Below are 11,247 nucleotides of genomic sequence, written 5' to 3' on the forward strand. Positions count from 1 at the left end.
ATCATATCGGCTAGGATAATCTTCGGGACTGAGGAGTGTAAAGTGATAAAGATTGGTGAGCTGGCAAATCGGCTTAACGTATCGACGGACACGTTAAGATATTACGAAGCAAATGATCTGCTTCACCCTTGCGCAAGGAGTGAAGGAGGGTATCGCTTGTTTGATGAGCAAAGTGAAAAACAGATGCGTTTTATTCTTCGTGCTAAAAAAGTGGGATTTAGCCTCAAAGAAGTGCAAGATCTGTTAAAAATTAAATTTGAAAAGCATCAGCACAGCTGTGAAGAAGTAAAAACGCTGACGCTCACTAAGCGTGATTTAGTTAGAGCGCGCATAGCAGAGTTACAAAAGTTTGAACAATCCTTGTCAACACTGGCAGAGCAATGCTGTGGTGGCGAGGAAGCAGCAGTGAGCTGCTCAATTTTAACCGCCTTGGAGGCTATCGATGAATGAACTGATATTGAATTTTTGGCAGCTATTTTTAGTATCAGCGCCATGGTTGTTACTAGGTTTAGTGTTGGCGGGCTTACTCAACGTTTTTATTCCAAAAGACTTACTGCAAAAGCACTTAGGTCAGGAAGGATTTTGGACGACAATTAAAGCTGCCTTAATTGGTGCGCCAATGCCATTATGCTCTTGCGGTGTTATACCCGCAGCGGTTGGGCTTAGAAGAGCTGGAGGGTCGAAAAGTGCGACGACAGCTTTTTTAGTTTCAACGCCCGAAACCGGCGTCGACTCAATCTCTGTTTCCTATGTGCTGCTTGGGCCTTTTATGGCAGTGATAAGACCTATTGCTGCGGTTACTAGTGCGATTGCAGCGGGTTTATTGGTTGGAAAGGAAAAAGATGAAGATAAAAAATCAACGACGGAAAAAGCGTCAAATACGTCTCCTAAAACTAGCAGTTGTTGTAGCGCCTCAGCCCCATCGGAGCCAAAACCGCAGGTAACCAAGTCTTGTTGCGATACTAAGCCGGTAACCAGCCCAAGCTGCTGTACACCAGCGGAGCCAAAGCTAGTAGCCGCTGGAAGTAGTAATAGTAGTTGCCAGAGTAAGGCTTCATCGGCGTCAGCTTGTTGTGATCCCAGCCCTTCTGAAACCAGTTGTTGTAGCTCACAGCCAACAGAAGCGCAGTCAGCGATTACGGCAAAAATAATTGAAGCAATAAAGTTTAGCTGTAATAAGTTATTATCTGATACCGCGGTGTGGTTATTGATAGGCTTATTTTTTGCCGCGTTAGTGCAAACATTTGTACCTGAGTCATTTTTATCTCAATGGGGCGATGGTATTTTAGCGATGCTGGTGGTTATTTTGATCAGTATTCCAATGTATATTTGTGCTACCGCTTCAACGCCAATTGCAGCAGGTTTATTAATGGCTGGAGTGTCTCCGGGGGCGGTATTGGTATTCATGTTGGCAGGCCCTGCCACCAATATTGCTACTATAGGCGTTGTAGGTAAAGAGCTTGGGCGTAGAGCCGTATTTGCTTATTTGGTCGGTGTGATTGGGGTTGCGCTTATCTTTGGCTTCCTGACCGATCACCTCGTTGCTACCTATGGCTTTGTGGTCACTCCGATGATTGGTGAAGAGCATGAAATTCTGCCTCACTGGCTTAGCGTATCCATGGGAATATTACTTGCCGCATTATTACTGAGACTGGCGATACTTAAGCTGAGTGAAGTATTTAGAGCAGAGAGTGTGTAGTGCTGACTTTAAAGTAATCGTTATCCAGCACTGCTAAATTACGCTTAGGCATTTTATGTTCCAGCAAGATGTATTACTCTGGTGGTCAGACATGAAATGCTTAGCGTCTGTTTATCTGACACGATAGAATGCGCCAAAGTATGCTTTAATCCGAGAGTTTGAGAAGTAGAGTGGATAAATACGCTGACATAAGACCGTATAATGATGATGAAGTTGTACCTGCCTTGGCACGTTTATTGGGAGATGACCAGTTTATCGATGTTATCGCTAAATATAACTTGCCGGCATGGTTAAGTGCCTGGCCAGTAGTTGCCCGACCCCTAGTAAGAATGAAGCTTAAAAATAAGTGGGGAAACTTTTGCAGTATCGAGCAGGTACAAAATGAAGTTGCGTACTATTTACAGATTTTAATCAACAAAACGACGTCTAAAGTCACATATTCAGGTCTTGAGTCGCTTGACTCGCATACCTCTTATTTATTTATTTCAAATCACCGTGATATTGTGCTGGATCCAGCTTTGGTAAACTGGGGATTGCATCAACAGCATATGCGTACTGTTCGAATCGCGATTGGGGATAACCTGTTGCAAGTACCTTACATCACGGAGCTGATGCGTCTTAACAAAAGCTTTATCGTGAAACGCTCTGCAAAAGCGCCCAAAGAAATGCTAAAGGCGTTAACCCAGCTCTCTGCCTATATTTTTGACTCGCTTAGCGAAGGAAACTCTATTTGGATTGCCCAAAAAGAAGGACGAGCTAAAGATGGCATCGATCAAACGGATCCTGCTTTACTAAAGATGTTGCAGTTGAACGGCAGAAAGCTAAAAGTAGACTTTTCTGAGTATATTAAGCAGCTAAAAATTGTACCGGTTGCGATTTCATATCAATATGAACCATGTGCAGTAGCCAAAGCAAAAGAGTTGTATCATAAGCAGCAGTTTGGCCAGTATGTTAAGGCGCAAGGGGAAGATATCGCCAGTATTGTTGACGGCTTTAGCTCAGACAAAGGCCATGTGCATGTTGCCTTTGGTGCACCAATTACTTGCGATGTGGAGAATCCCGACGAACTAGCCCAAGTTATTGATAAACAAATCTTAGAGCTTTATCACTTACATTCAACTAATCACTTGGCAGCAGGGGATGACACGAAAGTAAGCGCTGAGGATAGAGCTGATTTTATGTCAAAGCTTGAAACTGTTCCTGATGAACTGAAACAGTTTGTGGTGAGCATGTATGCTGAACCGCTACGCCGAAAAGGGATTTAATCCCTTTCTCGCGATTTATTTTGTCTGCTATTCACTCGTGGTTAAACCATACCACTTGATCCAGTCTTTCTTCAGTAAGATAAAGGCTTGTGCGCAGATACAGTTAAATGTGTCGCGCACCGAACAGTGAATGAGGATCACTCTCAAAGCGCATTATTTCGATACTGGCTTTTCGTAATATACGACTTCCATATCGCCTAAAATGTCAGTGTGTAGCCCTTTTTTGACAAAGCTCATCCCGAGCTTTTTCATTATATTGATAGAGCCTGTGTTGCCTTCATCAGCAATCGCACTAAAGTGCGTAACATCAGGGTTTGCACTGACTAATTCAGACATGACTTGTTGCGCCGCTTCGGTTGCAAGTCCTTTTCCCCATGATATCTGTTTAAATCGCCAGCCAAGTTCTAAATCTCGATCATTTCTTTGTTCGCTAAAAAAATGAGCAGGGCGGACTAGAATCCAGCCGAGAAAGTGTTTATCTGGCAACTCAAAACAGCCCCAAAGTCCCCATCCTTTAGACTCTTCGGTGAATGTACTTAAGCGTGGAATATAGACCGTTTTCACCTCTTCCAGTGAATTTGTTTTGCCACCTGTAATAAACTTCATCACCTCAGGGTCGCTATCAAGGTCGGCGAGCAGTTGGGCGTCTGCTGCGGTGAGCAAACGGTAATGTAGCCTTTTTGAATCCTTTACTTGCATCTATTTATACTCTCAATAAAACTTTAGCGTACAAGAGCTTACATCCTGAGTAAAGGTAGTGATTAAGTTTGCGTAGACGCAGGCGTAACGCTTGACTAAAATACGCCGGCATTTTTTGATGGGGAACAGAGTGAACAATTCAGTATTAGCACTTAGACAGCAACAAATTGCTGCTGCACGACGAGAGTATAAAGCCAGAGGCTCCAAATTAGCGCGTTGTGAATGTTGCTTATTAGCGTCCACTTTGTGTATTTGCAATAAAGTACAAGTTGCTGAAGCAAACTGTGCAGTATGCTTGTTAATGTATCACAACGAAAGCTTTAAACCGTCCAATACCGGGCGTCTCATTGCTGATGTTATTCCTGATAATTATGCGTTTCGTTGGGACAGAACAGAACCTGATGAAGGTTTATTGGCGCTACTTGCAGATCCACAATATGCGCCGATAGTCGTTTTTCCTGAACAAGGGGTAGAGCCTGAGCGGGTGATCACGCAAATACATCGTACAGCCGATAAAAAACCATTGTTTATCTTTTTGGACGGAACATGGCGAGAAGCGAAAAAAATGTTTCGAAAAAGCCCTTACTTGGATAACCTGCCTGTGCTGTCAATCGCACCGGATAAGCTTTCAGATTATAAGCTTCGGGTGGCACCACATGAGCACCAGCTTGGAACGGCAGAAGTGGCTTGCGTATTGTTTGCTGAGTGTGGTGAGCAAGATGCCGCTGATAAATTAACTGCCCACTTTGTCGACTTTAGAGATGCTTACCTAAAAGGAAAGCGCAGCAAAATGTAGCCTAAGTATATTGTGAGCAATCACTAATACCAATTTGACTTAATACGTGCTCAATCTGACGCTAATCGCGTTAAAAATTTCTTATTTAGAACAACTAAATAGCAAAATTTTTGCCTTGTCTACAGGACGTAGGTACCTCGGCGTGAGCAGGACGCGGAAGCGGTGTTATGGACAAGATTTTCTCGCCTCAAAATAGACCACTTAATTAAGAAAATAGGTATTATTGCTAACTATTGATGTTATTCCGAATGATAGGCTGTAAATGGATACTTCATTTTGTGCAAATAATGCAATTGGTATAACGACGCTTTTGATTTACGTAGCCTCAATAGCGGGTGAGTTTAGAGAGGGAGCAAAATAAGAAGAGCGCGACCCATTGCTGAGCCGCGCTTACGGAATCTTCTAACTGCATCCTGCAAAGTTGAGTAGTTCAACGTCCTGAATCTTTCCTCTTCCATGGTATCGCTTAGTGTTCTCATTTTGCGAATAAAGGCATCTAGCCCTGTGTCCTTGTTCCTTTTAAACGTCCACTGTTTTATCCTTCGCCATCCAATTGCTAAGAACATCCATTTGTTCTCATTGTCCCTTGTTGCTACTTTCCAAAGCAGCAGTGCCAATAATCGCTTTATCTACTTAGGCACTTAGTAGCTTGAAGCTAGTATATCAAGCTAAGTGTTGCGTTTATAACTGCAACGATTGGTATCTCCTAAACCACTAGTTACGGGTACATCCTTTGTACCTTCCTTTTTCATCCTTAACCAACTGCGTATCCAACACAGTAACGTTAACCTTTAACGACTAGCTTCTCCCCTGAAGCGCTCCTCAGATTCATCATGAACCTTATATTCCATTCCCATCTCTGTGCTTACTCCCTGTAAACACTATCCTCGCTCTACTTACCCTCTCATCCTTTAAGTGGGTGCGCCTCCTTTTGCATTTCCTACCCTGAGCGTATCCTGATGTCCCTTTATTTCTCTTCCTGAGATGTTGTTAATTATAAGCAAGCCAAAAAAAATCGCTGTAGTTAAAAGTAGACCTTTTACAAGAGGGATAAATATGAAAATTTATAACTGTATAAATTTCAATGAAATAGGTTTATTTTGGGTGTTATTTCAGCGTCTATTTACTCAATTTCTGGTAGTTAAGTAAGAAATATCTCACAGTTGATTTTCCGCTTTTCTACAATGGATCACTAAGCCCTGATACAAGATTAAATATTCAGGGTGTAAAACGATATAATTACAGGTAGAATTATTTGATAATAATTATTGTTTACTAAATGGAGTCTTTATGAAAAAAGCACTGGTTACTTTACTGGCTGCGCTCACTTGCTTACCAGCAGTGGCGACAGAAGAGGTTAATATTTATTCGTTTAGACAACCTTTTCTAATCCAACCAATTTTGGATGATTTTACAAAGCAAACTGGTATTAAAACTAATGTGGTTTTTGCAAAAAAAGGCTTGATAGAGCGAGTTAAGCGTGAAGGTAGACACAGTCGTGCTGACCTTGTACTTACATCAAACTTCAGCGCGCTAATCCAGTTAGAGGATGAGAACCTGACGCAAACAATTAGTAGCGACACGGTTGCAAAAAATATTCCGGCAAACTTTAGAGACCCTGAAGGGCAGTGGGTAGCATTAACTAAACGGGTACGTAATGTTTATTCATCTAAAGCTCGCACTGGCAAGTTAGATGCACTTACTTATGAGGCATTAGCAGACGAGCAGTATCGCGGCAAAATTTGTACACGCTCAGGTAAGCACCCTTATAACCTTGGTTTAGTTGCCTCTATGATTGCACATCACGGTGAAGCAAAAACTAAAGCATGGCTAGAAGGGGTTAAGGAAAATTTAGCGCGCAAGCCTCAAGGTAACGATCGTGCGCAAGTGAAAGCGGTAAAAGAAGGGCTATGTGATTTAGCCATCGGAAACAGCTACTACTTCGGTAAAATGATGGAAGACGAAAAGCAAAAAGCGTGGGCTGATGCCGTTTATATCAACTTCCCAAATCAGAAAGATCGTGGTTCGCATATTAATGTTTCTGGTGTTGTCTTAACCAAGCACGCTAAAAATACTGAAAATGCCTTGAAACTCATTGAGTTTATGACCGACAATAAGGCGCAGAATATGTATGCGTCGATGAATATGGAATATCCAGTGAAACCTGGCGTCGAGTTATCTAAACTAGTGGCATCATGGGGCGAATTTAAGGAAGATAGCCTACCATTGTCAGAGATCAGTAAATACCGTCCATTAGCGCTTAAGTTAATTGATGAGGTAAAATTTGACCTTTAATGCAGTTATCATTGTCACTGTCTAAATGGCAGACGTTTGCGTGGCTGATAGGGCTTAGCTTATCAGTCCCGCTTTTATTTTTGATCGTTGAGTCGTTTCAACCAGACTCTGAAGTATTTGCTCACCTTTGGGATACTGTCCTATGGGATTACGTCAGCAATACCATTTGGCTTATTGTTGGTGTTTGTCTTGTCTGCGCGTTAATAGCTTTGCCTCTAGGTTGGTTAACCGCGTATTGTGAATTTCCTGGGCGGCGTTTTTTTGAGTGGTCGTTGATGTTACCACTGGCGATGCCAACTTACCTTATTGCATACGTCTATACGGATCTACTTGATTATGCTGGGCCTGTACAAATTGCGCTAAGAGAGTGGTTTGGGTGGCAATCACCTGATGACTATTGGTTTTTCGATATTCGCACTTTGCCCGGTGCTATCGTGATGATAGCTTTGGTACTATATCCATATTTATTTTTGATCTTCAGGACCGCACTGAGAGAGCAATCTTTCAAGCTTGTGCAAGCTAGTCAGCTTATGGGTAAATCACCTTCTCAAAGCTTTTTTAAGGTAAGTTTACCCTTATCTCGTGGTGCCATTGTTGCTGGTTTAGCGTTGATCTCAATGGAAAGTATGGCAGACTTCGCTACCGTTCACTATTTTGCTGTAAGCACGCTAACTACCGCGGTATACGATACTTGGCTTGGGTATTATTCTCTTACTGCTGCCGCAAAAATATCTGGCATTATGCTGTTGTTTTTATTTCTGGCGTTAACATTAGAGCGGTTTAGCCGGCCAACACAAGTAGTACATGAGCGCCAATCAAGTGTAAACAGCACCACGCTATATCACCTCAAAGGCACGCAGGCATGGTTGGCCAGCGGGTTTTGTTGGCTGATTCTTGCCGTAGCATTCATTGTACCAACATGGGTACTGGTCGATTATGCTATTAACTACTTTGAGCAAGCATGGAACGATAGTTTTTTCTTGTACGCGTGGCAAAGTCTAAAAATTGCATTTTGGGTGAGTGTAGTCTTGATTATCATGAGTATGTTGGTGGTATTTAACCAGCGTGTCAGTCATGGTAAGCGTGTTGCTGTGCCGGGTAAATTAGCGAGTACTGGCTACGCACTTCCAGGAACTGTGTTGGCAATCGCAGTGTTGATCCCGCTAACCTTACTAGATGATAAGCTAAACACATGGTTTGAAGGCACTCAATTTGAGCCTGGGTTATTGTTTAGTGGAACTATCTTTGCCTTAGTTTTTGCATATGTAGTGAGGTTTTATGCCATAGCTCAAGGAGCGGTAGAGTCAAGTTATCAACGGATCAGCCCAAGTCTAGATATGGCAAGCTTTTCTTTAGGACGCAATCGACTCAGCACGATGTTATCGATTCATTTGCCTTTATTACGTCGTGGTATTTTAACCGCTGCACTGTTGGTGTTTATTGAATGTATGAAAGAGCTACCCGCAGCGTTGTTATTGCGACCCTTTAATTATGAGACATTAGCCACTCATGTTTTTCAATATGTCAGTGATGAGCAGCTAGAATTAGCCTCTGTGTCGGCGTTATTTATTGTTTTAGTTGGTTTAATTCCGCTTTATGTCGTAAACCGTTCAATGGAGCAGCGAAGTTAATGCATAGCTTAGTGCTAGAAAATCTTTCTTATCGCTATGACGGCGAAGCCGTAGTGAATAACTTAACTCTAAATGTAGAGCAAAATGAGATCGTATGTTTGCTCGGTGCTAGCGGTTGCGGAAAAACCACGACACTTAAAGTGATTGCTGGCTTGATAGAGCCATTTCAGGGTAGCGTCAGTATTTTGGGTAAAGCCATGAATGGTGCGAGCGGATTTATCCCACCACAAAAGCGTAATATTGGGATGATGTTTCAAGATTACGCGCTATTTCCGCACTTGACTGTGGCACAAAATGTGGCGTTTGGTTTAACTATCAAAGATAAATCGACGCGTGAAAGCAGAGTCGCTGAAATGCTCAACTTGGTGCAGCTTCAAGGCTATGCAGCACGCTTCCCCCATGAGCTTTCTGGTGGTCAGCAGCAACGAGTTGCGATTGCTCGTGCACTGGCTTACAAGCCTAATTTGCTATTACTTGATGAGCCATTTTCAAATATTGATGCGCAGGTACGTTTTCAATTAATTAATGATATTCGTCGTATCATTAAAGATCAGCAAGTTTCTGCTATTTTTGTGAGCCACTCAAAGGAAGAGGCGTTTGCTTTTGCTGATCGCCTTGCCATTATGGACAAAGGAAAGATTGCCCAAGTTGGTGATCCAAAAACACTATTTCAACGTCCCAAAAGTAAAATGGTTGCTGAATTTTTAGGCCAAGGGATCTACATTCCTGCACAAAGGGTCAATGGTGCTTCCGTCGAAACGAAATTTGGTGCTGTACACTCTTTGGTTGAACTTGGGAATATGGATGCAAAAGGTGAAGTGTATCTACGACCGCAGCATATTACTCTAGAAAATTGCGCCCAAGGCAGTGTTAAGATCCTTAATCAACGTTTTATGGGAACAGAGTATATTTATCGCGTGGCCGTAGAGGGTCAAGAGCTTGAGGTATCTCACCCTGCACATGAGCCTCTTGACTTAACTAAACCAATCTCTTTAAAAATTAAGGCACATGCTGTAAATTTCTTTTCTTAATAGTAGATGAATAAAGCAGGGAGTAGAGCATGGCGCTTGCCCAATCTGGTGTGTGTGCTGAAGCTAATTTGCACGGCTTACATTTGTTCTTCAATGTGCTTGAAGGGCAAGATGAAGCGTTACGAGCGGCGCTTGGTAATTGTGGGCGTCTACAAGAAGAATTAGAAGACCGCTTTTCTGAGTCCATGTTGTCGAGTTTTGTGGCTATTGGTGCACAGTATTGGCCGCATATCTATCCCGAATTTATTCCTAAAGAGCTAAAAAGCTTTCCGCACATTATTGATGCTGAGCATACCGTACATACTCAACCTTTCGACTTACTCTATGTGATCCGCTCTGATCGCGAAGATGTTAATCATATCTTTGCCCAAAGTGTATTGCATATGCTCAATGGTTTAGTCGAGATGGTGGCACACGTCCGTGCTTTTCGTTTTCTGGATGGGCGTGATTTTAACGGTTTTATTTACGGCGCCAATAATCCCAGAGGGCGTAGCAAGCGTGAAGTGGCTTTGGTGCATAACCCAAATGCAGCTGATCACCTAGGAAGTTATATTCATGTAAAGCGGGTGAAGTTTGACCTAATGCGTTGGCAGAGTTTATCACTCAGTGAACAAGAGCATTTAATGGGTCGCACACGGTTAGACAATGACTTGATAGTCGATTGTGAGCTCCCGAACCACGCAACTTTAACCGAATTAAAAGATGAAAATGATCATGCGCTAATACTGGAGCAAAGTATGCCATTTGGCGATGTATTTGAACAAGGAAGCTTGTATTTAAGTTGTAGCGCCAGAGGTGATGCGTTTGAGCAGGTGTTAAAAAGTAGGCTGGGAGTAGCAGAGAATTATGATCCGATATTAGATTATTCCAGCGCAGATATGGGGTCTGCTTTTTTTGCACCATCCTTAGAGTTTTTGTCAGTGATGGCAAAAATGCCGGAGTGAGTCGCGAGTTGATCTGAATACTATTTTGACCGAGCGGTCTTCTTATTGTGGAATTAGACAGAAAGTAATATAGAGTAAGCATTGAGGCGATGGCCTGCTCTTTCCTTTATCCAATCCAAATAGTTGTAAACTTACTTGTTACAAATTAACCAATATGGTAATTTTATGTAATAAATAATTCCTGTGTTTATTTTTTTTGGAATTGTAATTTCTTGGTAAAAGCAAGTTGGTATCACTTTAATAATGGATAAAATAATGAGAATAAAAACCTTCTGCCTGACTACACTGTGTCTTTTTTCATTGTCGGTTAGTGCTGCAAATGACGTATATGGGACTGTTGATCAACTGATCACAAGGTCGGGTGCTAATGGCGACCACGCAGTTTACTTTAGAATTGAAGTAATGAAAGAGTACTCTAATTTTGAAACTTGTATTGCCAATGGTGATGAGCTTACATGGCAATTAGACCTTTCTTCACCTGTCGCGCAATATCAATTTGATATTCTGAAAAAATCATATTCGGAGCGTTTGCCTGTTAGGATCATCGGACATGAGGATGTTTGCGCTAATGGTGAAGCTCAATCCGATAAAATATTTGAGCTCAGTCCTTGGTCATGGAGTGAATACTCAATGAAAAAAGTCGCAGCGCCTAAATAATTTGAACCTTGAATAATTAATGCCTTTCTAGCAGCCAGTTTTAGCGCGAATTGCACCGAGCTGATACCAATTTTCTTAATTAAGTGGTCTATTTTGAGGCGAGAAAATCTTGTCGATAACCCCGCTACCGCGTCCTTTACCTCCGTGTAGGCAAGGCAAAAATTTTGCTATTTAGTTGTTCTAAATAAAAAATTTTTAACGCGGTTAGCGTCAGATTTACGCCTTCAAAT

The 11,247-nt window shown here is 42.1% G+C and carries 10 protein-coding genes; 9 read left to right on the forward strand and 1 reads right to left on the reverse strand.

The features are described from left to right. The first annotated feature begins 42 nt into the window (after window positions 1-42). From zntR to EAG18_RS06890, 3 genes are all read left to right on the forward strand, one after another. The gene (gene zntR, locus EAG18_RS06880) at window positions 43-450 is read left to right on the forward strand and encodes a Zn(2+)-responsive transcriptional regulator (protein WP_125251639.1); all 408 of its coding nucleotides are present in this window, start codon (window positions 43-45) and stop codon (window positions 448-450) included. After that, entirely contained in the window at window positions 443-1,699 is a 1,257-nt protein-coding gene (locus tag EAG18_RS06885) for an SO_0444 family Cu/Zn efflux transporter (RefSeq protein WP_125251640.1), read from the forward strand. Before zntR ends, EAG18_RS06885 begins: the two co-directional genes overlap by 8 nt. A gap of 170 nt (window positions 1,700-1,869) precedes the next feature. Then, complete coding sequence (locus EAG18_RS06890) at window positions 1,870-2,964, forward strand: 1-acyl-sn-glycerol-3-phosphate acyltransferase (protein WP_125251641.1); 1,095 nt, start codon at window positions 1,870-1,872, stop codon at window positions 2,962-2,964. A 153-nt stretch (window positions 2,965-3,117) separates the two neighbouring features. Here EAG18_RS06890 and EAG18_RS06895 read toward each other — a convergent pair whose 3' ends face one another. Beyond that, window positions 3,118-3,663, reverse strand: a complete 546-nt coding sequence (locus EAG18_RS06895) for a GNAT family N-acetyltransferase (RefSeq protein ID WP_125251642.1) — start codon at window positions 3,661-3,663, stop codon at window positions 3,118-3,120. A gap of 130 nt (window positions 3,664-3,793) precedes the next feature. On the opposite strand from EAG18_RS06895, the gene EAG18_RS06900 reads away from it, so the two are divergent. From EAG18_RS06900 to EAG18_RS06930, 6 genes are all read left to right on the forward strand, one after another. Beyond that, entirely contained in the window at window positions 3,794-4,459 is a 666-nt protein-coding gene (locus EAG18_RS06900; protein ID WP_125251643.1) for a tRNA-uridine aminocarboxypropyltransferase, read from the forward strand. 1,290 nt (window positions 4,460-5,749) lie between these two features. After that, complete coding sequence (locus tag EAG18_RS06910; protein ID WP_125251644.1) at window positions 5,750-6,754, forward strand: Fe(3+) ABC transporter substrate-binding protein; 1,005 nt, start codon at window positions 5,750-5,752, stop codon at window positions 6,752-6,754. Then, window positions 6,754-8,385 carry an iron ABC transporter permease gene (locus EAG18_RS06915; protein WP_125251645.1) on the forward strand — a complete coding sequence of 544 codons (1,632 nt, stop codon included), beginning with the start codon at window positions 6,754-6,756 and terminating at the stop codon, window positions 8,383-8,385. The genes EAG18_RS06910 and EAG18_RS06915 overlap by 1 nt, the downstream gene beginning before the upstream one ends. Beyond that, window positions 8,385-9,416, forward strand: a complete 1,032-nt coding sequence (locus EAG18_RS06920) for an ABC transporter ATP-binding protein (protein ID WP_125251646.1) — start codon at window positions 8,385-8,387, stop codon at window positions 9,414-9,416. The genes EAG18_RS06915 and EAG18_RS06920 overlap by 1 nt, the downstream gene beginning before the upstream one ends. Window positions 9,417-9,445: 29 nt before the next feature. Then, complete coding sequence (locus tag EAG18_RS06925) at window positions 9,446-10,360, forward strand: Dyp-type peroxidase (RefSeq protein WP_125251647.1); 915 nt, start codon at window positions 9,446-9,448, stop codon at window positions 10,358-10,360. A gap of 255 nt (window positions 10,361-10,615) precedes the next feature. Continuing rightward, a complete protein-coding gene (locus EAG18_RS06930; protein ID WP_125251648.1) occupies window positions 10,616-11,017 on the forward strand; it encodes a hypothetical protein in 402 nt (133 codons plus the stop codon). Window positions 11,018-11,247 lie beyond the last annotated feature (230 nt).

Origin of the sequence: Pseudoalteromonas sp. J010 (assembly GCF_003934235.1) — a bacterium.
Taxonomy (GTDB): Bacteria; Pseudomonadota; Gammaproteobacteria; order Enterobacterales; family Alteromonadaceae; genus Pseudoalteromonas; species Pseudoalteromonas peptidolytica.

Excerpts from the sequence above, each read along its gene's own strand:
- EAG18_RS06885 (WP_125251640.1), top strand. The coding sequence starts at position 443 with ATGAATGAACTGATATTGAATTTTTGGCAGCTATTTTTAGTATCAGCG.
- EAG18_RS06895 (WP_125251642.1), bottom strand. The coding sequence starts at position 3,663 with ATGCAAGTAAAGGATTCAAAAAGGCTACATTACCGTTTGCTCACCGCA.
- EAG18_RS06910 (WP_125251644.1), top strand. The coding sequence starts at position 5,750 with ATGAAAAAAGCACTGGTTACTTTACTGGCTGCGCTCACTTGCTTACCA.
- EAG18_RS06915 (WP_125251645.1), top strand. The coding sequence starts at position 6,754 with ATGCAGTTATCATTGTCACTGTCTAAATGGCAGACGTTTGCGTGGCTG.
- EAG18_RS06920 (WP_125251646.1), top strand. The coding sequence starts at position 8,385 with ATGCATAGCTTAGTGCTAGAAAATCTTTCTTATCGCTATGACGGCGAA.
- EAG18_RS06925 (WP_125251647.1), top strand. The coding sequence starts at position 9,446 with ATGGCGCTTGCCCAATCTGGTGTGTGTGCTGAAGCTAATTTGCACGGC.
- EAG18_RS06930 (WP_125251648.1), top strand. The coding sequence starts at position 10,616 with ATGAGAATAAAAACCTTCTGCCTGACTACACTGTGTCTTTTTTCATTG.